General features: G+C 70.4%; 18 protein-coding genes and 1 pseudogene. 7 read left to right on the forward strand and 12 right to left on the reverse strand.

Going from position 1 to position 22,958, the window contains the following annotated elements:
- Positions 1-455: prolyl oligopeptidase family serine peptidase (locus R6V09_RS16115; RefSeq protein ID WP_317882094.1), on the forward strand; the 455-nt coding region annotated here is incomplete at its 5' end.
- A gap of 18 nt (positions 456-473) precedes the next feature.
- Here the strand turns inward: R6V09_RS16115 and R6V09_RS16120 are convergent.
- Positions 474-770: a tautomerase family protein gene (locus tag R6V09_RS16120; RefSeq protein ID WP_317882095.1), complete on the reverse strand. Its 297-nt coding sequence runs from the start codon at positions 768-770 to the stop codon at positions 474-476.
- A 33-nt stretch (positions 771-803) separates the two neighbouring features.
- Entirely contained in the window at positions 804-1,634 is an 831-nt protein-coding gene (locus R6V09_RS16125) for an aldo/keto reductase (protein WP_317882096.1), read from the reverse strand.
- A 122-nt stretch (positions 1,635-1,756) separates the two neighbouring features.
- On the opposite strand from R6V09_RS16125, the gene R6V09_RS16130 reads away from it, so the two are divergent.
- Positions 1,757-2,671 carry an MBL fold metallo-hydrolase gene (locus R6V09_RS16130; RefSeq protein WP_317882097.1) on the forward strand — a complete coding sequence of 305 codons (915 nt, stop codon included), beginning with the start codon at positions 1,757-1,759 and terminating at the stop codon, positions 2,669-2,671.
- 52 nt (positions 2,672-2,723) lie between these two features.
- Positions 2,724-3,893, forward strand: coding sequence for a low temperature requirement protein A (locus R6V09_RS16135; RefSeq protein WP_317882098.1), 1,170 nt, complete (start codon positions 2,724-2,726; stop codon positions 3,891-3,893).
- 112 nt (positions 3,894-4,005) lie between these two features.
- Here the strand turns inward: R6V09_RS16135 and R6V09_RS16140 are convergent, their stop codons facing one another.
- On the reverse strand, positions 4,006-4,665 hold the full coding sequence (locus R6V09_RS16140) for an MSMEG_1061 family FMN-dependent PPOX-type flavoprotein (protein ID WP_317882099.1): 660 nt from the start codon (positions 4,663-4,665) through the stop codon (positions 4,006-4,008).
- An 87-nt stretch (positions 4,666-4,752) separates the two neighbouring features.
- Positions 4,753-5,907 (reverse strand): hypothetical protein, encoded by a 1,155-nt coding sequence (locus R6V09_RS16145; RefSeq protein WP_317882100.1) that lies wholly within the window; start codon positions 5,905-5,907, stop codon positions 4,753-4,755.
- A gap of 193 nt (positions 5,908-6,100) precedes the next feature.
- On the opposite strand from R6V09_RS16145, the gene R6V09_RS16150 reads away from it, so the two are divergent.
- Together R6V09_RS16150 and R6V09_RS16155 are read left to right on the forward strand one after the other, a co-directional pair.
- Positions 6,101-7,174, forward strand: a complete 1,074-nt coding sequence (locus R6V09_RS16150) for a Rieske 2Fe-2S domain-containing protein (protein WP_317882101.1) — start codon at positions 6,101-6,103, stop codon at positions 7,172-7,174.
- Between the two features lie 210 nt (positions 7,175-7,384).
- A complete protein-coding gene (locus tag R6V09_RS16155) occupies positions 7,385-8,164 on the forward strand; it encodes an SDR family NAD(P)-dependent oxidoreductase (protein WP_317882102.1) in 780 nt (259 codons plus the stop codon).
- 197 nt (positions 8,165-8,361) lie between these two features.
- On the opposite strand, the gene R6V09_RS16160 is transcribed toward R6V09_RS16155, so the two are convergent.
- The gene (locus R6V09_RS16160; protein WP_317882103.1) at positions 8,362-9,612 is read right to left on the reverse strand and encodes a serine hydrolase domain-containing protein; all 1,251 of its coding nucleotides are present in this window, start codon (positions 9,610-9,612) and stop codon (positions 8,362-8,364) included.
- Positions 9,613-9,944: 332 nt separating this feature from the next.
- Between R6V09_RS16160 and R6V09_RS16165 the strand changes: the two genes are divergently transcribed.
- Positions 9,945-10,922 carry a TolB family protein gene (locus tag R6V09_RS16165; RefSeq protein WP_317882104.1) on the forward strand — a complete coding sequence of 326 codons (978 nt, stop codon included), beginning with the start codon at positions 9,945-9,947 and terminating at the stop codon, positions 10,920-10,922.
- Here the strand turns inward: R6V09_RS16165 and R6V09_RS16170 are convergent.
- The 7 genes and pseudogenes from R6V09_RS16170 to R6V09_RS16200 form a co-directional block, all read right to left on the reverse strand.
- Complete coding sequence (locus tag R6V09_RS16170) at positions 10,910-11,497, reverse strand: hypothetical protein (RefSeq protein ID WP_317882105.1); 588 nt, start codon at positions 11,495-11,497, stop codon at positions 10,910-10,912. The two genes, R6V09_RS16165 and R6V09_RS16170, sit on opposite strands and share 13 nt — an antisense overlap.
- 62 nt (positions 11,498-11,559) lie before the next feature.
- Positions 11,560-11,937 (reverse strand): annotated as a pseudogene (locus R6V09_RS16175) (acyltransferase family protein); the annotation flags it as partial.
- Between the two features lie 162 nt (positions 11,938-12,099).
- Positions 12,100-16,623 (reverse strand): tetratricopeptide repeat protein, encoded by a 4,524-nt coding sequence (locus R6V09_RS16180; RefSeq protein ID WP_317882106.1) that lies wholly within the window; start codon positions 16,621-16,623, stop codon positions 12,100-12,102.
- Positions 16,624-16,637: 14 nt separating this feature from the next.
- Positions 16,638-17,657, reverse strand: coding sequence for an AAA family ATPase (locus tag R6V09_RS16185; protein WP_317882107.1), 1,020 nt, complete (start codon positions 17,655-17,657; stop codon positions 16,638-16,640).
- A complete protein-coding gene (locus R6V09_RS16190) occupies positions 17,657-19,981 on the reverse strand; it encodes a VMAP-C domain-containing protein (protein WP_317882108.1) in 2,325 nt (774 codons plus the stop codon). The genes R6V09_RS16185 and R6V09_RS16190 overlap by 1 nt, the downstream gene beginning before the upstream one ends.
- Positions 19,982-19,986: 5 nt before the next feature.
- Entirely contained in the window at positions 19,987-21,165 is a 1,179-nt protein-coding gene (locus R6V09_RS16195; protein WP_317882109.1) for a hypothetical protein, read from the reverse strand.
- Positions 21,166-21,391: 226 nt separating this feature from the next.
- Positions 21,392-21,742, reverse strand: a complete 351-nt coding sequence (locus R6V09_RS16200) for a hypothetical protein (RefSeq protein ID WP_317882110.1) — start codon at positions 21,740-21,742, stop codon at positions 21,392-21,394.
- Between the two features lie 119 nt (positions 21,743-21,861).
- Here R6V09_RS16200 and R6V09_RS16205 point away from each other — a divergent pair.
- The coding region (locus tag R6V09_RS16205; protein ID WP_317882111.1) for an AfsR/SARP family transcriptional regulator at positions 21,862-22,958 on the forward strand (1,097 nt) is incomplete at its 3' end.

Genomic DNA, 22,958 nt, shown 5'->3' on the forward strand with positions numbered 1-22,958 from the left:
GGGCGGCCGGCGCACAGCGCATCGGTCTCGTCGGGTTCTCCGCGGGAGGTCATCTGGCCGGTCTTGCCGCCCTCGCGCCGGGCGCCGGGCCCGGTGCGGCGGTGGACTTCGCGGTACTCGGTTACGCCATCACCTCGATGGAGACCGAGACCTACCGTCCGGCCCGGCTGATCCTCCTCGGCGAGGACGCCGGCCCCGGGCTGCGCCGGTCGACCTCGCTGGATGCGCTGGTCACGCCCGAGGCGCCGCCGTTCTTCGTCTGGCACACCGCGGAGGACCCGTACGTCCCCGCCGAACACACCTACCGTCTTGCCGCGGCACTCGCGGCCGGCCAGGTCCCGCACGCCGTGCACGTGTTCGCCCACGGCCCGCACAGCCTCGGCCTCGCCCGGAACGCCGGCGAGGCCGCGATCTGGACCACGCTGGCGGAGGCCTGGATCCGCGAACAGGCGTGACCGCCGCCGCCTGCTTCACTACTGGTCCCCGGCCATCGCCTTCAGCTCCGCGATCTGCTTGAGCGCCGCGGCGACGAGTTCGTCGTTGGTGTGCGCGTGACCGCCCAGCCCCCACCCACCGGGCACGGCCTCGGTCAGCAACACCCAGGTGCGGTCGGCGAGCGTCGGGTCACCGGCGGCCTCCGCGACCATGCCGGTGAACCGGCTCACCACCGCGAGCTGTTTGTCGCGGTCGAGAGCACCCGCGTCGGTCAGCGGCTGCACGCGTACGCAGGTGGACTCGCCGTCGACGTTCGAGAGGCCGCCCGCCGACAACTCGTGGACGAAGTCCGCGGTGTTCCTCGGGTGCTACCACCACTTGGCTTCGAGCGCGCGGCCGGTGCCGCCGGTCCGGTCGAGCGCGTCGAGTTCGGCCATGTCCTCGGCCGACAGGGTGAAGTCGTAGAGCCGCGCGTTCTCCTGGATACGGTCGCGGTGCGTCGATTTCGCCACGACCACGAGTCCGTGCTGCAGGCCCCAGCGCAGCAGCACCTGTGCCGGTGTCCGGCCCGTCCGGCGGGCGATCCCGGCCACGGTGGTGTCGTCGACGTACCGGCCGGTGCCCAGCGGGCTGTAGGCCTCGACGGCGACGTCGAACCGGGCGCAGGCGTCCAGGAGCGCCTGCCGACGGTGCGGCGGGTTGAACAGGATCTGGTTGACGGCGGGCGGAACCGTTCCCGCGGCGATCACGGCCTCCAGTTCGGCCACGTCGTAGTTGGAGACCCCGATGGAACGGGCCAGCCCCAGCTCCTGAGCGCGTTCCATCCCGGCCCAGGCCCGGGTCGGGCCGCCCGCCGGCCAGTGGACCAGGTAGAGGTCGATCTGTTCCAGGCCGAGCCGACGGAGGCTGGCCTCTGCCTGGGCGACCGGATCGGTGCCCCGGGGCTGGAACTTCGTGGTGATGAACACCTGGTCGCGCGGTACGCCGCTGTCGCGGAGGGCGCGGCCGACGCTCTGCTCGTTGCCGTACGCCTGCGCCGTGTCGATGTGCCGGTAACCGGCGTCGAGCGCCCAGCGCACGGCGTTGACGCACGCAGGCCCGTCAGGCACCTGCCAGACGCCGAGGCCGAGCACCGGCACCTGGTTGCCGTCCGCCAGCGGGCGCGCGCCGCCCCCGGGTGTGGCCGCGTTCAGGTTCATGAGCATCAGCATCCGGCAACGCACCGTGGGTCGGTATCAGCAACATGACTGCAGCCGGCCGTGGTTCGGGCTCGCGGTGCAGTCAACATGCTGATACTCCGCCGCCGTCCCCGGGGGTGACCATGAGGTCCAGCCGAGTCAGCGATGCCGGACTGTGCCGGACGATGCCGGAGAAGACGATGAGCCTTGACTTCGACGTGTTCGTGGTGGACCCCAAGCCGATCCCGAGTGCGGTACCGGGGTTCGAGGAGGTGATGGGCCCGGCGACCTGGCCGCCGTCCACCTCGACGCTGATCAGCGACGACGACGGTGCCGTGCTGGTCGACTGCCTCATCACCGTGCGCGAGGGCCGGGAGCTGGCGGCATGGGTGAAGTCCCACGACCGCGAGCCCGACTACGTGTACATCACCCATCCGCACGCCGACCACCTCCTCGGGCTGCCCGAGATCCTGGCGGCGTTCCCGCGGGCGAGGCCGGTGGCGCTGGCCGAGTCCGTCCCCGCGATGGAGGAGCAGATCTCGGCGGGGTACATGCGGATCTGGGGCGGGTTCTTCCCCGGCCAGTTGACGGGCAGGCCCGTCCCGCCCGGGCCGCTGACCGGCCGCACGATCCCGATCGGCGGCTCCACGGCCACGGTGATCCCGGTCGGGACCACCGACACCGTGCATTCCAGCGTCGTCCATGTCCCGGACCTGAGCCTGGTCGTCTCCGGTGACGTCGTCTACAACCGGACACACATGTGGCTGATGGGATCGACACCGGCCTCCCGGGCCGACTGGGCGCGGGCCCTGGACGCCGTGGCGGCGCTGGAGGCCGACACCCTGATCGCCGGCCACCGCGATCCGCATGCCGCCGACGACGACGCCCGCCGCCAGATCGAGGAGAGCCGCCGCTACCTGGCCGACTTCGAGACGGCGCTGGAACGCAGTTCCGCACCACGCGAGCTCATCGACCGCATGACGGCCGCCCATCCCGGCCTGGCGAACCCCTACACCCTGTGGATCGCGGCCCACGACCTGCTCGGCACCGGAACCTGACACGGACAGCACGGGCAGGAGCACGGACACGCGGGTGCTGAACCTGCGCAGAATGACAGCCCGCCGGACCGACGAGACACACCGGTCCTCCACCCCGCTGGAACTGTTCTTCGACCTCTGCTTCGTCGCCGCCGTCGCGCAGGCCGCCTCGCATCTGCATCACGACCTGAGCGCCGGACACCTCGGCCATGCCGTGGGGAACTACCTCTGGGTGTTCTTCGCGATCTGGTGGGCCTGGGGGAACTTCACCTGGTTCGCCTCCGCGTACGACAACGACGACGACGCCTATCGCCTGCTGACCATGGTCCAGATCGCCGGGGCGCTGACCCTGGCCGCCGGCGTGCCCCGGGCCTTCGAGTCCGGCGACTATCTCGTCATCACCGTCGGCTACGTGATCCTGCGGCTGGCCATGGTCGTGCAGTGGCTGCGGGCGGCCGGGGCGGATCCGGAACGGCGTACGACCGCCCTGCGGTACGCCGTCGGCTACGCCCTGGTGCAGGCCGGATGGGTCGCTCGTCTCGCCTTCGACCAGCCGGCGTACCTCTATGCCGGGCTGGCGGTGGCCGTGGGCGAGTTGCTGGTTCCGATCTGGGCCGAGCGGGCGCGGGTGACCACCTTTCACCCGGAGCACATCACCGAGCGGTTCGGGCTGTTCACCCTGATCGTGCTCGGCGAGGCGGTGCTGGCCGCGACCGTCGCCGTGCAGACCGCGGCCGACGCGCGCGACGGCCTCGACGTCGACCTGCTGGTCCTGGCCGGCAGCGGTCTGCTGCTCGTCCTCAGCCTGTGGTGGCTCTACTTCGACCGGACCACCCAGCGCATGCTGCGCTCCATGCGCACGACGATCATCTGGGGTTACGGCCACTACCTCGTCTTCGCCTCGACCGCGGCGATCGGAGCCGGACTCGCCGTCGCCGTCGACGCCCTCACCGGCCATGCGCACGTCACCCGGCTACAGCAGGGCCTGGCTGTCGGCATCCCCCTCGCCGTCTGGATCGCGACGGTCCGGTGGCTGCGCGTCGGCCCGCCACTGCCCGGTCCCGCCGCCGCGGCCTCGCCCGTGGCCGCGGTTCTGGTACTGGCCGCGGCCTGGACCTCCGCGGCCGTGCCCCTGATGGCCGTCATCACCGCGACGCTGACGGCAGCGACGACCTGGGCCGTGCGGCGGACGGACCGACCATGGAAACGCACGGTTTCCGGAGCCGGACGAATGCGCGACTGAAACGTCTTGCGCACGACACGCGTACCGGGCCGAGGACGGCCGGCCGTACCCGCTGCCCGCTGCCCGCTGCCCGTCACGGGATGCCGGGATGCCGGGATGCCGGGTCGCCCTGTTACTCGTACCGGTACTTCAACGAGTCCGCCTCCGTCTGCTCGATGTCGGCGATCGTCAGTTCCGGCATCCGCAGCTGGGCCAGTGTCACCTCGGCCGAGGCCGGCTGGGCGTCCGCGGGCAGCCACTGCTCCGGCTTCCAGGCCCCGCTGCGCAGCAGCGACTTGGGGCAGTGCGGGTAGACCTCCTCGATCCCCACCACCAGCGCACTGGCCGGCGGCTTGCCCACGGCGGTCAGCTGCGACAGCAGCTCCGGGCGGGTGGAGACGCAGGCCCGGCCGTTCACCCGCAGGGTGGTGGTGCGCCCGGGGATGACGAACAACAGCCCGGCCCGTCCGGTGGCGATGACGTTCTGCAGGGTGTCCAGCCGCTTGTTGCCGGTCGCGTCCGGTATCGCCACCGTCCGTGCGTCCAGGACGCCGACGAACCCGGCGGGGCCGCCGCGCGGGGAGACGTCGCAGTTGCCCTCGGCGTCCACGCTGGCGACCAGGACCAGCGATGAGCAGCCGATCAACCGCCGTGTCTGCTCGGTGAGTTCGGTCATCTGCTTCCGCACGGACGCGGCACCGGGGAGGTCGTAGACCTGGCGCAGCGCGTCCTGGTCGGACACTGCGTCGAGACGGAGCGAGTCGAAGGCACTACCGGCAAGAGGCATCGTCATACCTCCGACCCTAAGGGGCCGCCCAAGGGGCCGGCCTGGGATGGATCTCTGCCGGTGAGTGCGTGGGCGTACGGGCGAGGCATGTGATCAGGCGGAGGACTCCTGGCCGTCGACGAGTCGCCGGATCGCGGAGAGGATTCCCTCGACGGCGGTGGGCTCGGCGGCGAGGGTGGTCAGGGAGACGGACGGCCAGCCGTTGTAGCCCTTCGCCGGCAGCGCCTCCAGCCTCTCCGCCAGGCCGGGGAGGGTCGGCAGGGCAGCCGCGAACGCCGCTGCCCGCTCGTGGCCGAGGTGGTAGGTGATCGAGCCGAAGGCGAAGGAGAGGTCGTCCTTCGCCGGGTCCTCGCGCAGGGAGAGCGTCGCGACCGGCACGTCCCGGCCGGAGACGCGGTAGTAGACGCGCATGCTCCGGTACTTGGCCGTACCGCACTCCAGCCGCCCCTCGGCCGCCGCGTGATCGAGCAGGGCGGTCGCGGTCCGCCGTACGTCCGGGTCGGGGCGCGACGCGATCGCCGTGTCCATGTCGGCCCGGGTGGTGCGCTGCGTGGTGCGGTGGCCCGAGGGGGACTTCGCCGCGGTGGCGACCTCGCCGTGCACGCGCGGGACGAGGACGCGGAGGTCGCCGCCGCGGTACTGGGTCAGCTCGACCGCGTACACGTCGGTCTGCCGCAGCTGCCGGTTCAGGAACTCGACGATCGCCCGCAGCTCCAGCGGAATCCGGTCGGCGACGAACAGCAGCCGCATCTGCCCGGCGGCCAACCGCTCCTCGACCGTCGTCCAGAACTCCTCCGCGGACCGCTCGCCCTGGTCGCCGAGGAGCTCCCCGTACGCCTCCTCCAGCGACCGGCCGTCCTTGGCGCAGGTGTCCTCGAAGGAACGCCGCAGCAGCGCGGCCGGCCAGTAACGGGCCGCGTTCGCCGCGTAGTCCAGCATCTGGCCCACGACCTCACGCCGGATCCGGGTGTCCGTGGCCCGCTTGACCTCCACCAGGGTCGGCATGCCGTCGGCGTCCACGAAGAGATGGTCCAGCCAGTACGCCGGGGCGCTCTCCGTGCTCGTCGGCACCCCCATCTCCCGGGCCACCAGCACCAGCCGCAGCGGCCGGCCGTCGGCCGGCGAACCGAAGTCCAGCACCCGAGGATGACGCGCCAGCAGTTCCTGGAACTCCGCCTCGGTCTCGAACTCGGCCCGCTCCAGGGCCTGCAGGTCCTCGCCCAGGACGAACACCGGCTGATTGGTCATGCGCTCCCACCCCCGTGATCCGACTCCCACGATCATTGATCGCTTCGTTGCCGCCGTCCATCCACCTACTACCTACTGGGTCAACGAGCGGCTCTGCCCGGCGAGTTGTACCAGTTCCCCCACCGCCGCCCAAGTGGACCCGAGTGTGCAAACCCCCGCCCCGGGTCCACCGAGCCCTCGCTAGCATCCGGTCATGCCTCTTCGTCGGCACCATGACAAACTCGCTGCCCTGCCCCGCGACCCGCGAGCCGACGACTACCCGATGCCGACCGTCCCGTACGGGTGGTACGCCGTGCTCCGCGGCGACGAACTCCGTCCGGGCAAGGTCGTCAGCCTCCACTACTTCGGGCGTGCGCTCATCGCCTTCCGCGGAACGGATGGTCGGGCGGCCGTACGGGACGCGCACTGCCCCCACTACGGCGCGCACCTCGGCGCCGGCGGCAAGGTCGTGGACGGCGCCGTGGAGTGCCCGTTCCACGGCTGGCGGTTCGGCCCGGACGGGCGGTGCGTGGAGGCTCCGTTCGCGCGCCTGATTCCGAAGGTGTCCCTCGGCGGCTTTCCGGTCCGTGAGCACAGTGGGCTCGTCTTCGTCCACGTCGGGCCGGGCGATCCGGCATGGGAGGTACCGGAGATCCCGGAGGCGGCGTCCGGGCGGTTCGCCAAGCCGATCGACGACGTCTGCCGCGCGCGCATCCACGTCCAGGAGATGCGCGAGAACATCGTCGACGAGTCCCACTTCCACTTCCTCCACGGTCAGAGCGAACCTCTCGTCCAGGACTGGCGGTCGAACGGCCCCTTCGCGGAAGCCCGCGGCCGGATCCGCCGGCGCGTCCTCGGCCGGGACATCGACAACAGCTTCGACGCGTTCATGTACGGACCGGGCGTCATGGTGGTCCGCACCCACGGCCCCGCCCTGTCGGTGACCGCCGTCGCCCTCACCACCCCCGTCGACGACCGCACGAGCGAGATGCGGATGCTGTACTACCTCCGCAAACCGGCCCGGTTCCCGTCCCTGACGCCCGTGCTCAAGCTCGTCTTCCGGACGCAGGCGCTGGGTGAGGTGCGCGAGGAGCTCCGGATCTGGGATCACAAGATCCACCGGCCGCACCCGATCCTGCTGCCCCACGAACAGGGCATCAAGGCCTTACGCCGCTGGTACGCGCAGTTCTATCCGTCCCGCCCTGCCCTCGCCCAGCCGCGCGACCTCACCTCGCCCACCGGGACCCGAAGCAGCGGCCCGGCGACGAGTGACTGGGCAAGTGACTAGGCGGGAGGCGCTGCCCGGGCGCCTCCCGGTCGCGTTCTCCAGTACGACAGGGCCGTTCCGCCGACAGGCCAGCGGTTGATGCGCGGCGGGCGCATTCTCATGTCGGGACCGTCGGCTCGTCGCACGCGGTGGTCTCGATCGTGCTCGACGCCGACAGGCACTCCGGCCGACCGGCATGTGTGATGTACGGAAGGGATGGGAGGACACACCATGGATCTCGGACTGAACGGACAGGTGGCCGTCGTCACCGGCGCCAGCAGGGGAATCGGGCTGGCGGTCGTGCGTGCGCTGGCCGCGGAGGGGGTCACGGTCCATGCCGGGGCCCGGCACTCCTCGGCGGAGTTGGAGGAACTGGCCGCGACAGGGCGCGTGCGCGTCGTACCGGTCGACCTGGGCGAGGCATCAGGACCCGCACGGCTCGTCGAGGCCGCGGGTGACCGGATCGACATCCTCGTCAACAACGTGGGCTCGGCCCCGGCCCGTACCGGAGGATTCCTCTCGGTCACCGACGAGGAGTGGCTCACCACCCTCAACCTCAACCTGATGGCGGCCGTCCGTACGACCCGCAGCGCCCTGCCGGTGATGCTCGCCCGGGGACGGGGCTCGATCGTGAGCATCTGCTCGGTCAACGCTGCGCTCCCGGACCCGGCGGTCATCGACTACAGCGCCTCGAAGGCGGCCCTCGCGGGCTTCTCCAAGGCCCTGTCCAAGGAGGTCGGCCCGAAGGGGATCCGGGTCAACACCGTCAGCCCGGGACCGGTCGAGACCGATCTCTGGCTCGGTGACGGCGGTGTCGCCGCGACGGTCTCCGAGGCGACCGGCATGAAACCCCAGGACGTCATCGACAACGCCGCACGGACCACGGTCACCGGCCGTTTCTCCCGGCCCGCCGAGATCGCCGACGTGGTCCTGCTGCTGGCCGCCGACCGCACGGCGAACGTCACCGGCGCCGACATCACCGTGGACGGAGGGTTCATCCCCACCTGGTGAGCACACCGGCCGGCGCCCCCACCCACCCAAGGAGGGACGGAACATGAGCACCATGCGTGCCGTACGAGCCCACGAACGCGGCGGACCCGAGCAGTTGACGTAGGAGCCGGCCCCGTGTGGGTTCCGATGCCTCGAACCGCTCCGCCCGATGCCGCACCGGGACCCAACTCACGCAAGGTGTAAGCGCGTTGACGGAGTCAGCTCGTGGCCGGGACCACGGTGCCGAACGAGGCGGCGGCGATCCGCTGGACGTAGCGTATTTCGGTGCCGTTGAGGTTGGTCGGGTTGAGGGAGTAGACGATCTTGCGGGAGAGGTCGCGGGTGGCGAAGACGCCGCTGGTGTAGCCGGGGCGGGAGCCGGTCTTGCCCCAGACCGTGACGCCGTTGGATGCCGTCACCCTCATGATGCCCATGGTCATGCAGGCACGGGCGGCGTCGGCCGCGGTGCGGCACTGGCTGCTGTGGAAGCTGGGGACGTCGGGGACGGTGAAGAGCTCGGCCTGCTGGGCCGGCGGGAGGAGCCGACCGCGGAAGAGCGCGGTCATGAAACGGTCGAGGTCGGCGGGGGTGGAGATCATGCCGCCCTCGGCCCAGGGCCAGGGGCTCTGCTCGGTGACGTCCACCTGGTGCACCGTGCCGTCCGGGGACGTGACCGTCAGGTAGCCGTGGGAGTGCGGGCCGGGCAGGCGCGGGTCGTCGGCGTCGGGGACCTGGGTGTCGTGCAGTCCTAGGGGCCGGGTGATCCGGGAGCGCACCTCGTGGGCGAAGGTGTGCCCGGTGATCTTCTCGACCAGGAGGCCGGCGACGTAGTAGTTCATGCCGTTGTACTGCTGCGCGGTACCCGGCGCGAACTGCATCGGCCGGCCTGCCATCAGGTCGATCACCTGCTGCGGTGTGAAGCTCTTGAAGCGGTTGGCGGCGAACCATTCGGGGCTGCCGTCGCCGAAGTCGGGGCTGGCGACGCCGTTCGGCAGGCCGCTGGTGTGGTTGAGCAACTGACCGACCTCTATGGGCGGGAGGCCGGAGGGCAGGACCCCCGGCAGGTACTGCTGGACCGGCTTGTCCAGGTCGATCCGGTGCTCGGCGGCGAGTTGGAGCACGATCGTGGCGGTGAAGACCTTGGAGATGCTGCCGATCCGGATGTGCGCGCCGGGCGGAACGCCCTGGCCTGTCTCCAGGTCGCCCACGCCGGAGGTGCCCGACCAGTGGCCCGCGCGACCGGTGATCCGCAGCAGTGCGCCGGTGACATCCGCGGCCGGTAACCCACCGATGGCTGCCCGGAGTTCGGCCGGATCGAGCCCGGGCAACGGCGCGGCGGCGGGCGCTGGAGCCGGGGTGGCGTCAGAGGCGGCGGAGGCGGGAGGGACCGTAACCGCGGCCAGGGCGAACAGCACGGCGCCGGACGCGGCCATGGTGGACCAACGGGGGCGAAAGACGGAGCAGTTCACGGTGAAGCTCTCCCACGGGGTGGCGGCTGGACCGGCAGTCGAACGGCCCACCACGAGTCTCTTCCGTCCCGGCAGCCCTGATCATCAGGGAACGTCCCTGAGCGAACCCTGACCGCACCCCGACACCTGATGGGGGGTCAGACCTGATCCGGCGCGCTATTGCACAGCTGTGACAGTGGACGCACAGCTCCGTCACCCGCCGGCGGAATACTCCGTCCTGTCGCGAAGGGCAGCAAGCCGAGCGGACCGGTTCAGGTTCCGGTTCCGGGAACGGCCGGCGGTTCCCGCGGACCTCTCGTCGCAGCGTCATTCACATCACTGGGGGAACCTCGATGTCCGCTCGTAACCGCCGGCGCGCCGGCGCAACCGTCATCACCGCAGGTGCTGCCGCACTGCTCGCCCTGTGCGGTACGGCCTGCGCCGCGCCGGCCGCCCCGTCCTCCGGCGGAGCCAAGGGCAGCGCCGCGATGGTCGCCGCAGCCGCGTCCACGCACACGCTCACCGTGCCCAGGGGACTCACCCTCAGCAACGGCACCCGCCACGTCGTGGTCAACGGCAGGTCGATCGACTTCGGCACCACGGTCCGTGACCTGGCCTGGAACCCCGGCGGCAGCAAGGCCGCCTTCATCGACGGGCACGGCAACCTCGTCGTCTCCAACCCCGACGGCACCCACCGCGTCACCGTCGCCGCCAACCCGGGCGGACAGACGTGGTCCCACCCCACCTGGCAGGTGGCCGCCGCCGACCGGACGAACCAGATCCCCGCGAAGAACAACCTCATCTTCTCGGCGAAGATCCACGGACGCACCGTCCTGGAGGGCGTCAAGGCCACCGCCAACCACGGCAGGCCGGCCAGAATCAGCCTGAACGGCTACGCGGGAGAGGGCAGCATCCCCCAGACCGACAACACCTGGCCGAGCGTCGGCGGCAAGTACGGCTCGGCCGTCTACGAGAACACCCACAACGGCGAGGTCTACATCCGCGACGACTACCTGCGGCAGCAGGGCGGCGCGCTCGCCAAGGGTTCCGAGCCCGCTCTCTCCCCCGACAACGAGGAGGTCGTCTTCGTCCGTTCCGTGCACGGGCACGACCACCTCTTCGTCGAGGACCTCGGCAGCGCCACGAACACCGTCAAGGACGTCACCCCCACCGCCACCACCGACTACACCGAGCCCACCTGGTCCCCGAACGGCAAGACCATCGCCTTCCGCGCCCCGACGGGCACGTACACCATCACGAAGACCGCCCACGGCTTCGGCAGGCCCGTCAAGGTCTCCGCACACACCGGCCTGCCCGCCTACCGCGGCTGACCGCCGCCCAACCGCCCGCCGGCGCGGGCGAGTTCGGCCCGGAGCTCGGGCAGGTGCTGGTCGGCCATGTCGTGCGGCAGGTACTCGACCACATCGAGAAAACGGAACAGGACCTGGGTCTTGGTGACGGCGAACTCGTAGTCGCCGAACCCCACCACGGCACCCATGTCCCCACGGACAGCACCCCGGACGACATGCGCGGTCAGGTCGTCCGGGCTTTCCGCCGTCAGCCCGCGCCGCGCGTTGGGGCGCGCCAGGTACGGGCAGACCATCGAGGCGTAGAGCATGCACGCGCGGTGCCCCGGAGCCTCCAGTGTCGCCGCCATGTTGCGGTACGGCCGCCCGGCCGCGAGCGCCTCACGGATCCCGGAACTCTCCGCGGCGCCGACCACCCGCCACACCGGTCCCTTGGGCATCAGGGTGTCGCAGACGGAACACAGACGCTGCCGCGCGCACTCGGCGCTCCGCCCGTAGTCGGTGAGCGCGAACTGCGGCTCGTCCCCCTCCCACGGAGTGATGGCGGGCACGGGATAGCCACGGCTGTCACGAGGCCTGGCCTCGACGGTCGCCGGCATGGGAACGGAATCGAATCGCACACCTCATGGTCGGCTACATGAGCGCCCACCGCGACGGTCGATCAGACATTCACCGGCCCGGTACCCGCCCCCGCTCCGGTCTGCTCCGGTTCGGCCGGCGCGAGCGTGCGTCGCGGCAGCTCCACGCGGCGGGCCAGCCTTCGGCCCCACCGCCTGCTCGGCACTTCGACGTACCTGTAGGTCAGGACGCAGAGCGGCAACAGCACGGCGACGAACGCCATTTCGGCCACGGGACTGTCCTGCCGCCACCGACCGACCGTGCCGTCGGTCACCGCCAGCAGCACCGGATGCACCAGGTAGAGCGAGTAACTGACAGTTCCCAGCCCGGTCAGTCGGCGCGGAACCCGTCGGTGGCGCAACGCCAGACCGGTGCCGAAGGTGACCACAGCCAGGAGGAAGGCCACGAGGCAGCAGCGTCGACCTCGTCGCGGATTTCGACGAGTGGCGGACGGTCGGCCTCCATCACCGTCTTCGTAGCCCCGCAACGGGGTTACAGGCCTTCGGAGTTGACAGACCTTCGACCGCAGACTGCCCAACAGCGAACCCCAACTCCCCGAGGTCTTCGCGGTGCTGCCACCCCGTCACGGAATGCTCGACTCACCCACCGTCCTCGCGCCTTCGAAGGTCGCCGCCTCCGCCTCCGGGGCGGCGCCGGCGCGAGTGAGAGCCTCGGCTGCGCGGCCCCAGGCGGTCGAGGCAGAGGACAGCCGGCCCTCCGCCTGGTGCAGCCGGGCCAGGTTGCGGGCCGTGCGAGCCTCGTCGTAGGAGTTGCCTGAGCGGGTGAAGAGGTCCAGAGCCCGAGTGAAGGACAGGGCGGCATCGGGCAGGCGGCCCTCACCCGCCCGCAGAATGCCGAGGTTGTTGTGCACCCCTGCCTCGGCGTCGGCATCGCCGACGGCTTGGTGCAGGTCGCGGGCCACCTCGTACGCCGTGGCGGCTTCCTCCGTCCGTTCCACAGCGCGCAGGGCGCTCCCCAGGCTGCCCGCCACCACCCTCACACCAGCCGGGAACCCGGCTTCCTCACACATGTCGAAGGCGCGTTCCAGCACCGTCACCGCTTCGTCGGCATCACCCGTCGCCGTAAGGACCACTCCCAGATTGTGCAGCGCCCTGCCGAGGTCGGCGTGTCGGGCTGCGCCCTCATACGTCTCACAGGCCAGTTCCAGTGCTGACCTCGCTTCCCTGACACGCCCGGCCGCGTGCAGGGCCGGCCCAAGGTTGTTGAGGGCCGCGGCTTCGAGCATCCGGTCGCCTGCGGAGGCAGCCATGCGCCGGGCCGCCTGGCTCACCGTGACCCAGTCGTCCACCAGCCGGCGGAGCCTCAGGTATTCACCGAGTGCGACTCCGAGCCGGGCCGCGACGACGGGCTGCGACCTGCCATAACCCCAGTGCGCCGCAGCCAACAGGCTCGTCCTCTCCTCATCGAGGACGCGCATCCCGGCCTCGCGTACGGAATCGGACGTGGTGGCGGCTCCCAGTTCCTCGGGCCCTCGCAGCCTGCCGTTCAGGTCCATCACCAGTGCCAGGTAGTGATCGAGCAACCGCCTGGCGGCCCGGGCCGCCTCCTCGTCAAAGGCACTCCCCTGTGTGCTGACGTCGACGTACTCGCGAACGGAGCGCGGCACGTACCAGCGCGAGCCGTCGGAGACCCGGACGACGAGCCCCGCGCGCTCCAGCTCGGCCAGCCCTTGCAGCGGGGCCTCGTCGGCACCGATCGCCACCATCATGGTGGCCACGTCGGTACCCGGACCGGGCATGAAGACCAGCGTGCGCAACAGTCCCACCGTGCGCGACCCCAGGGACCGGACGGCCAGCGCGAAGACTCCGCTCGTGCCGTCCCGGGAGAGCCCGGGAACATTCTGATGCGGCGACGCTCGAACCCTGTCGACCAGTCGCCGCACGTTCAGGTCCGGTTCGGCGACCAGGAGGGCCGCCGCAACGCGCAGGGCGACCGGGCGCTGGTCGCACAGTTCGGCCAGTTCACGGGATTTCAGGGACTGGAGCTCGATCCGCCCGTCGTCCGGGTCCGCCTCGCGCAACCGGGCGTCGAGAAACGCCTCGGCCTCGGCGGAGGAGAGTCGGCCGGGCGTGAGCCTGCTGGCGGGCAGGTAGGGCACCTTGTCGCGGGCGATGACCAGGAACTGGTGCCACTCCGCGCCGGAGCGCAGCGCCTGGACTTGGCGGTACGAGGTGACGTTGGTCAGCAGGACCAGGGTGCGTCCGGTGACCCGCGCACGCCGGCGCAGCGTTTTCCGGTAGTGGTCGAGGCGTTGTTCGGGCGTGCTGCCCACGGCGGGCTGACCGAGTTCACGCAGCAGGATCTGCCTGAGCAGATCGGCGGTGGCGGGAGTGTCGTCGTATCCCCGCAGGTCAAGACTGACCGTCCCACCGTCGAACCAGCCCTGACGGCCGGCCGTCCGAGCTGCGTACTCCGCCGTCGTGACCAGTTCGTCGGGGTCCGGTCCCACCAGCACGGTGACGTGCTCGGGCACGGTCTGTGTCGGCTCCAGGGCCGTGAGCACTTGGTCGACCTCCGCTTGGTCCATGGGCTCCACCACAGGCCTCAGCAGCGTGTCGAGGGGCAGGCCCGGCTCGTCAGCGGGCAGGGCGACGGTGCTGGTCAGCACCGCGGGGATCTCCTCGTAGCGGCTCGTCGGGTCGTTGGCCGAGGCCGACGGGTCCGGTTCCAGCGCGCCGAGGATGTCCAGTGCTGCGGCGGCCACCCGCCGAGCCAAGTCCGGGTTCGCGTACCGGCCTGAGGGTCCAGTGGGCTGTTCCCACATGGCGGCACCGACCACGGCGAGGAAGTGGCCCTGCCTCAGCCAGGGCGTGATGTCATTCACTGCCATGCTCGCAACCGCTCCTTCGACGTTGAAGTCGACACCGTGGTGCAGTCCGCGGGTGGCGGAGCCGTCGTACAGGACCACGGGGCCGAAATGTGCCGTGTCTCCGAGGGTCCTTCGGGCGACACTCTCCAGTTCGCCGTCGGGCAGCCAGGCCGCCGGCGAGGGCGCGGAGCTTTCGGCGGATGGCATCCAGCCCGAGACCAGGCGGGTCGAGACGACCACGTCCTCGGCCACGACGGCGTCCAGGGCCCGTCCGGTGCCGACGACCAGCAGCACCTGCACCCGCATCCGGGACACGACCTGGGCGACGCCGCCGTCGGACATGGGGTCGGCTCCCGTGGCCGACACAAGCACGACCTGTTGCCAGGCCGTCCCGGGCAGGCGTCCGCGCACTGCCTGCACTCCGGCGCCGGGGGGCAGGCGCTCGGGTTCCGCGAGGGCGACGGAGACGGCATCGCGGATGCGCGGGTCGTTGGTGACGATCACCGCGGTCGTCGCGGTGCCCCGGTCGCTCCAGTTCATGGGCTCCCGGTGGTATGCACGTGTCTCGTCGTCGTCCTCGCGATCGCCCGAGACGTCGTCCGCGACCGGGCCGATGCCCAGGCGGGCCAGGAATGCCTGGCCAAGGCTCGCGAAGGGCTGGAGGGTGGACTGCTGGTCGTCGTCCGACGGATCGAGCAGCCAGGCCGGGAAGTCCGGTGAACGGCCCGCCAGTTGTTCAATGCGTCGGCCGACACGGTTGCGGCAGCGGATGAGTTCGGCTGTGGGGACCGAGTCGAGGAGCAGGTCCTTCGCATCGGCGGTGAAGTCGAAGAGGCGGTGTCGCATCGAGGTCACGGATCGGTTCGTACGGGCCCTCTGCTGCTCGGGGTCCAAGGGGGTGAGAAGACCGCTGAGGAAGACCTCGGCGAGAGCCGACCGGCCGAGGATCCTGTCCGACAACCCCTCCTGCACCAGTTCCATGACCGGCACGGTGACCGGTGCCACCGCGGCAAGGTGGGCCGCGAGCCGGACCGCGCCCGGTGAAGCGGACCGGCTGAAGGCTCGCACGGAGTTCTTCGACCCGGCACCGCGCCACGGCAGGGTGTAGCCGGAACCGGGCGCCGGTCCGGCCTGGGGTTCCCACAAGCACATGGGAACGACGTGCCCGACAGTGACGATGCCCTCCGCCCAAGCGGCGAGTCCGCCGGGGGTGAGTTCGACGATGGGCACGGTCGGCTCGGGGACTTCGTCGAAGGGAGCCGTGAGCGGGAGGAGGAGCGGATCGGTGACGTTCAGCGAGGCGTTGGGGGCGCCGGGACGCGACGCGGTCAGGTGCCAGGTGTCACCGGCCGCACCCGTGCCCGCCCACAGGTGGCGGGGCAGAACATTGATGACGGCCACCGGGCCCACCGCGGCCCACTGCCGCAGGACCGCGGCCATGCGCCCGTCCCGCCAGGCGGGAGCGGCACCGTCCGTGACCACCACGACCATCGAACGGCCCGAGGGGTCCGCCAGGGACCCGGGAGCGTGCAGCAGGGCATTGCCGTCCCACGGACGTGTCAGGGCCAGTCCCTTGTGCACGGAACGCGGCGAGCCGTAACTGAACTGGTGCACCTGGATCTGCCGGAAGGCTCCGCTGCGTTCGAACGTCGCCCTCAGTTCGTCGCAGTGCCGCTGCCACAACAACATCGACGCCTCGCTGTCGATGACGAGCAGGAGCCTGAACCAGCGTTCCCGCGCCGGCCGGAGCACGACCTGTGGCCTGCGCGTCTCCGCCTGGGTGACCGCTGTCGCCTCCTCGTCCAGTTCGGTGCGGACGGTACTGGGGACACGGCGTTTCAACGGCCGCAGCGCCCGGTCGAGGGCGATCTCGCTGCCCAGCGCCCTGGGACCGGGCAGCAGTACCGCGGTGTCCTGCGGCCCGTCCGGACGCCGGGAGCCGGTGACCGGGACGGACCGCTCGCCGGTGTCCGGCTCGGCCGGGAAGTCCTCACGGACAATGTGCCGGGGCGAACTCCTGCCCTGCGGGAACAGGGGCGGCAAAGTGCCGTGGTGTCGGGGCAGGGTGTTGACCGAGGGGCGCCGGCCGGCCGGGCTGTCGTCCCCGACCGGCGTACGGGCATGCGGCGTTGGGCCGGGCGGCACGCTCTCGTCGAGCGCGTGGAGCAGCGCGAGCGGAGCCGTCGCATCCCTGGTGAGCATGCGGGCCAGGTACAGGGAGTCCAGGAGCTCGACATGGTCGATCTCAAGTCCGGCGTTGCGTAGTACCTCCAGCACACGCCTGTACATCCCTAGCCGCCCGTGTTCAGGTGCGCCAGTACGGTGCTCAGCAGTCCTTCGGCGTCCAGTCTGGCTCCACCGCTGCGCAGGAAGATCGCGTTGAGCAGCTGATCCGTGGCGAGTCCCCCCAACGCCTGTTCGCCGAGGAAGGCCGCCACCAGGTCGTCGGCGTAGGCGAGAGCCTGGGGGCCGAGGTGGCTGGTGACGATCTCCCGCAACCGCTGTTCGTCGGGATCGGCGAGGTGCAGCGGTACGCAGCGGCGCCGGAAGGCGGGAGGAAAGTCCCGTTCGCCGTTGCTGGTGATCACGACGACGGGGAACTCCAGGCATTGGACGAATCCCCGCTCGATGGTCACCCGGTCGCCGCGGTCCGCGGTGAACACGTCGACGCGCTGCCGGGACTCGGGGAGCCGGGCCAGTTCGAGGATCTCGAAACTGCCTTCTTCGAAGACGTTGAGCAGGTCGTTGGGAAGGTCCACGTCACCCTTGTCGAGTTCGTCGACCAGCAGGACACGGGGCCGGCCGACAGGGACGAGTGCTGTTCCCAGGGGCCCGAGACGGACGAAGTCCCCGATGTCCGCGGGCTCCGTGCCCTCGGCGTCGTCCGCCGGAGCACGCTGGAGACGTCCGATGGCGTCGTACCGGTAGAGCGCGTCCTGGAGTGTGGAGCGGCTGTTCACCGGCCAGCGCAGGACCTTGCCCAGGTCCAGTTCATGGGCGATCGCCTCGGCCAACGATGTCTTCCCGGTGCCGGGGCGGCCCGTGACCAGAAGCGGACGGCGCAGGCGCAGGGCCGCGTTGATGACGTCCGTCTCGGCGTCACCGATGACGTAACCGGCGCCGCACCTCCTGGCGACGCTTTCGTCCTGCCGGGATGCGCCGTCGGCCGGGGGAACGAACTGTCGCCACGGTGGCGCCTCGGGGAAGGACACGCCGCGCCGCCGACCGTCGCCGTGGAAGATCCGCCAGGCCGCGGCCTCCGGATCGGTGCCTGATGTGCCGTGGTGAGGTGGTTCGGGCGGAGTCTGCATCACGTCTCCTCCGGGCGGGCCGACCGGGTCAGTGGGTGTGCCGGAGGCAGCGGGCGCTCGTGGTCCTCCAGCAGGAAGGCGGGCCGCAGGTCGTACCGGTCCGGGTTCTCGTGGAACTGCGACCAGTACTCACGCACGCGCTCCGGCTGGGAGCGGATCTCGTCCTCGGGACGGAGCGGTTCGAAGTGGCAGGGGGCCACGGGGACTTGCGTCTCGCTGTCCCACATGATCATCGGGTAGCCCAGCCGCAGCGCCGCCATGATCAACGAGACGCTGTCGGTGCTCCCGGTGCAGATGATCACACGTGCCGCGCACTGGTCCCTCTGCAGCGCCGCCTGGGCAGATCGCGCATTGACGGAGTGCCGCGTATCGAGGTGGATCACCTCGCCGCCGTCGCGCCGTTCCCACCGCCTCGCGCGCAGTTGCTGACGCTTGCGTTCACGGCTCTCCCGGACCAGGGGTTCACAGCGCAGGGCGATGCGGTGATCGACGCTGGGCAGCAGCAGGGTCCCGTCGTCGTCCACGCTCTCCCAGGTGTGGATCGGCACCTGGAGCAGGTCGTCCGGCCGGACCACGATCTCCACCAGCGGGCTGGGAGCCCCCTCAGCGGTTACGGAGTACACGGCGTCGTCGATGAGCTGGACCACCTGGGAGGAGCTGAGCTGAAGCCCGTTGTGATCACTGGTGTGGCGGCGGAGAGCACCTGCCTCCATCCTGACCCAGGTGCGGGCGACGAAGCTGTCCGGCTCAGTGCCTGGCGACAGTTGTACGACGACGCTGGGCGGCAGGGTCCCCGGCGCCTCCGGCACCAGGCCCTTGACGGCCTTCAGCGCGTGCGGAGTCCGGGACTTCTTCAGCCACCTCTCGAACTCGCGCTTGTCCACACCGAGCCGAACCGTGGCCACCTGGTAGCACCAGGTCAGAAGTTCCGCGTCGAGTTGCGGCGACACACTGGGACGTGCGGCCAGGCAGAGCACGAAGCGCAGCACGGCGGGCAGGGCCAGTCTTTTGGTGTCGGTCCGGTGTCCAAGTCCCAGAGTCTCCAGATATTTGACGTGCGCCATGAGTTGGTCCAGCGTCAGACGCCCGTCCGCCTCGGCCCGTACCATCGGCGGGATTGCTTCCACCGCCTCCTGTGTGGCGGCGTTGACGGTCTCGGCCGATCTGGCGTTCCAGCGGCCCAGCAACCGGTGCAGCTCGACGTACTCCGGCACGGACAGGAGTCCCGGCGGCTGCACCGTGACGGCGAAGGCACGCAGTGTCCTGACGGCCGCCGGCCTGCCCTCCCCATGACGCAGCAGACCGATGAACGTAGCCATCGCCCGGGGGCTGTTGAGCAGCATCTCGGCGAACCGGGTGTCCGTGGGCCTGGCGGCCAGCCAGCTCGACCCGCACGCCCGGGCCACCCGTCCGGCTATCCACATGCGTTTGGCAGGGTCCGGGAGCACTTCGCCCAGTGTGACTACGAGCCTCTCCGCTTGTTGCGGATCCACGTGCGCGGAGAAAGGCTCGGTTCGTTCGTCGCCCCGCAGCGACCGGTAGGTGCAGCTCATCGGCGCCTGGGCGGGCGCGCCTCGCTCGTACCGCTCCAGCATGTTCCGGTGCACCGCCGCCTCCATCGCGTCGAGGTCCGGGGTCGGCCGCTGCTCGGCATGCGTCTCCAGCCAGTCCAGAAGTACGTAGGAGAAGGCACCGGACCTCAGCGCGGTGTCGTGCTCGGCCGCCTGACCGTCGAGGCTGGCGTGCAGCAGGAACTGGTCCTTCGTTTCGCGGCGGCTGCCCGGCAGCCGGTCCTGGACCGGAGCAACGTCGAGACCCCGCTCCTCGACGAACATGGCGCAGGAGTCGAAGAGAAGGACCTGTTGCTCGGGGAACCCCTCTGCGGTGAGGTACTCCCGCAGATCGCGCACGCCGAGACCGCGGGGGTCCTGGTCGGTGGCGTCCGGGTAGTACAAGACGCGTTCGTCGTGTCTGGTGAGGACGCCGTGTCCGCCCCAGTAGACGTACAACAGCCCGGCCGACTTCCGGGGCAGGGTTTCGATGAAATGCCGGCGCAGCAGTGCGCCCTGGGCCGTCTCCTGCCAGGAAAGTCCGGTGTCGGCGCAGGACGCCTCGATCTGGTCGCGGTTCTCGTCGACCGGGGCGAGCAGCAGCGCGATGTTCTGCCCCGGAACTTCACAGCCACGCAGCCAGCGTGCGAAGCGCACCGCGTTGAGGGCCGCGCCCGGCAGATCCTCGCCGCCCAGACCGGGATAGTGCTCCAGTCCGACCGCCACCGCGTACACCGTTTCCGGATCCACCTCGTGCAACATCGTCGTGGACACGGGCCTCAGTCCAGCCACGCGTCGACGGCATCCCACACCTGGGCGTTGCACCAGTACGCACTGTGCGTGTACGGGAACGGCTGCCCGTTGTCGACCCGGACGTCGTGGGCGCGGTCGTCGCCGAAGACGTTCCGCACCTGGTAGGCGAGCAGATCCCAGGGGTCGTAGATGTTCAGCCAGCGTCGGGGAAAGCGGTCGGGCAGTGTCTCAGGATGCTCGGCGGACACCAATGCGCCGCATTCGTAGAAGTACGACGCCTGCGAGCCGACGGTGATCAGCGTGGTCACCCTGTCGAGAGCTTCCAGGGCAAGCAGATCCACGCAGGCGACACCGCCGAGACTGTGGGCGATGACGGTGACCTGACTTCCCGGGGTGTCGGCGATGGTCCGGGCGATCAGTCGGCGGATTCCCTCACCTCGGGCCTGGTAACGCAGGATGTCCCCGGTCATCGGCAGCAGTCCGTCGCTCAGAGAGCCCCGACGTCGTTCCGCGCTCTTCGTGAAGATGCGTAGGGCCGTGGCCGCAGCGGCTTTGCCCACTGCCCCGGGCAGTCCCCGGGCCGTGGTGTGGAGGTCGGCGCCGAGCACGGCGACCAGAGCGGCGCGGGCAGTTCCGTCGACGGCGTCCTCGCCCCGGTCCTGAGCGCGGGAAAGCACGGTTGCCACCAGCGCTCGCGCCACGGCACGGCGGTGTTCGTATCCATTCTGGTCGACCGTGGCCGCCGCGTCGCGCAGCTCCGGCGAGTCCAGTACCTCGCGCAGCGCGGCGTCGAGGTCGTCGGCGAGCCCGTAGCGCGCGAACAGAGCCACGGACTCGACCGATGGTTTGTACTCCCGCAGGGCGGACAGCAAGCGCCGCGAGGGCGGGACGCCGCGATGCGCACCGCCGGAAGGACGCGGACGCAGGCTCAGCAGGCGCAGCTCATAGCCGGGGTCCGCGTACAGCAAGCCCCACTGGGCGACATCCTCGTCCTTCTCGGACCGCCCTCCCCCGGAGTCCGTGTACCCGGGGACCGAGGCACCGCCCCGCACGAATCGGGCGCCCTCGGAGTCACCCCAGAAACAGCCGCGCACCTCGATTCCGGGCCGCAGATCGCACAGCTCGTGCCGAATCCTCTCGAAAGTGGAAACGTACGATTTCGCCCGTACCCCCGTACCGTGCACGAACACGACGGACCTTTCCACGGCGCCCCCTTTCTACGGAGACATCCATGGACGTCCCCCTACGCCGTCTGTTCAGCAGTATGGATGATGTGCGGCATTCATGGCAGGCCTTCCCATATATCAGTCCATCTGCGTTCGACGTTCACAGGCGCCAGCTGAAAAGAAGCCGTTCTGAACGACACCGGCTCGCCCGGCGAATCGCTCCCCGCAATGCACCTGCGAACCAACAGCTCACCACGGGCCCGGGTCAGCGAGGTGCCGCCTTTTCGGCGCTGTCGGCGGCCACGGTCGCTGGTCCTGTGCGACGGTCCGCACGGAGCACTGCGCGGGCCGCTCCAAGGATCTCCTCGTCCATCTCCATTCCCGCGGACAGGACCTGGAGCAGCCGGGTCCACCACACGTCGGGGTCCGTCTCGTAGGCGTCCAGCACCCGAACGCCGTAGCGGCCCCGCACACGATCACCGCCACCGGCCAGTCGCCTGCGAACCACATCTCTCAGTACGGCGTGGAGGTCATGGACGACTCCACGTGTGCTGTCGGTGAGTCCGGCCGCCGCCCCTGTCGCCAACGCGGTGGCCACCAACTCCACTTCGGTCACTCGGACTTCCTTCGGTTGTGCGGGTTGTGCGATGTCGTGTCCGTCACCATGGCCGGGGGTGCTCCAATGCTGATGAATTTCCGATGACACAGATCACGTAGGAGAGCGGGAGCTTCGGAATGGACGACGGGTCTCCTCAGCTGCTTCGGTTCGAGGTGCTGGGGCCGTTGCGGGCATGGCGGGGCGGAGTGTCCCTGGATCTGGGGCCGATCAAGCGCCAGGCCGTGCTGGCCGCGTTGCTGCTCCGCCAGGGGGCCGTGGTGAGCCATGACCAACTGCTCGACTCGGTATGGGGATCGGAGCCGCCCTCCGGCGGTCGCAAAGTGCTGCCGAGCCACGTCAACTCCCTGCGCAGGGTGCTCGATCCGGAGGGCACCCCGCCCGCGGAGTCGGTGATCCGCAGCGGCAAGGGCTGGTACCGCTTCGTGGCCGAGGACGTCCGGCTCGATACGGCGGACCTGACCGAGCGGGGCGACGAGGCACTGCGCACTCTGGCGTCGGGCGACCTGGCCACTGCGACCGGTCAACTCGCCGCAGCCATCGGACTGTTCCGGGGAGAGCCCCTGGCCAACCTGCCGGGACAGTTCGCACAGGGCCGGCGGACGCGGCTGCTGGAACGCCGACGCATGCTCCGGAAGGAGCGGCTCAAGTGCCTTCTTCTCTTACGGCGGTTCGGCGACGCCCTCGACGACTTCGACGACCCGTCCGCGTCCGACGACGAGTACTACGACGAGTCCCTGGTGGGCCTTCGTATGCAGGCCCTGTACGGCTGTGGACGTCAGGCGGAAGCGCTCAACGCCTACGAGGGCACGCGCCGACGACTGCGCGACGAACTCGGAACCAGCCCCCATGCGGAACTCCGCCGGGTCCACGAAGCGGTCCTGCACCAGAACGACGCCTACCTCCTTCCTCCCGCGCCTCCTCCCCCCGTGCCGCGCGAGAGCGCATCGTCCGCACCCGCCGAACTGCCCCATGACGCCGCTGGGTTCGCCGGCCGCACCGACGAACTCGCCAGACTCCACGCGCTGCTTCCGCCCGGACAGGGCCAAGGCCCGGCGAACACCGTGGTCATCTCCGCCATCGGCGGCACCGCCGGTATCGGCAAGACCGCGCTGGCCGTGCACTGGGCACACCAGGTCCGCGACCGCTTCCCGGACGGCCAGCTCTACATCAACCTGCACGGCTTCGACCACGACCGGCAGCCCCTCGAACCCGG

Origin of the sequence: Streptomyces sp. W16, assembly GCF_033194735.1 — a bacterium.
GTDB lineage: Bacteria > Actinomycetota > Actinomycetes > Streptomycetales > Streptomycetaceae > Streptomyces.

What these genes read in the sequence shown, in the direction of transcription:
- R6V09_RS16140 (WP_317882099.1), bottom strand. Translation starts at nt 4,665, where the DNA reads ATGACGATGCCTCTTGCCGGTAGTGCCTTCGACTCGCTCCGTCTCGAC.
- R6V09_RS16145 (WP_317882100.1), bottom strand. Translation starts at nt 5,907, where the DNA reads ATGACCAATCAGCCGGTGTTCGTCCTGGGCGAGGACCTGCAGGCCCTG.
- R6V09_RS16150 (WP_317882101.1), top strand. Translation starts at nt 6,101, where the DNA reads ATGCCTCTTCGTCGGCACCATGACAAACTCGCTGCCCTGCCCCGCGAC.
- R6V09_RS16170 (WP_317882105.1), bottom strand. Translation starts at nt 11,497, where the DNA reads ATGCCGGCGACCGTCGAGGCCAGGCCTCGTGACAGCCGTGGCTATCCC.
- R6V09_RS16185 (WP_317882107.1), bottom strand. Translation starts at nt 17,657, where the DNA reads ATGCAGACTCCGCCCGAACCACCTCACCACGGCACATCAGGCACCGAT.
- R6V09_RS16165 (WP_317882104.1), top strand. Translation starts at nt 9,945, where the DNA reads ATGTCCGCTCGTAACCGCCGGCGCGCCGGCGCAACCGTCATCACCGCA.
- R6V09_RS16125 (WP_317882096.1), bottom strand. Translation starts at nt 1,634, where the DNA reads ATGAACCTGAACGCGGCCACACCCGGGGGCGGCGCGCGCCCGCTGGCG.
- R6V09_RS16155 (WP_317882102.1), top strand. Translation starts at nt 7,385, where the DNA reads ATGGATCTCGGACTGAACGGACAGGTGGCCGTCGTCACCGGCGCCAGC.
- R6V09_RS16135 (WP_317882098.1), top strand. Translation starts at nt 2,724, where the DNA reads ATGACAGCCCGCCGGACCGACGAGACACACCGGTCCTCCACCCCGCTG.
- R6V09_RS16130 (WP_317882097.1), top strand. Translation starts at nt 1,757, where the DNA reads ATGAGGTCCAGCCGAGTCAGCGATGCCGGACTGTGCCGGACGATGCCG.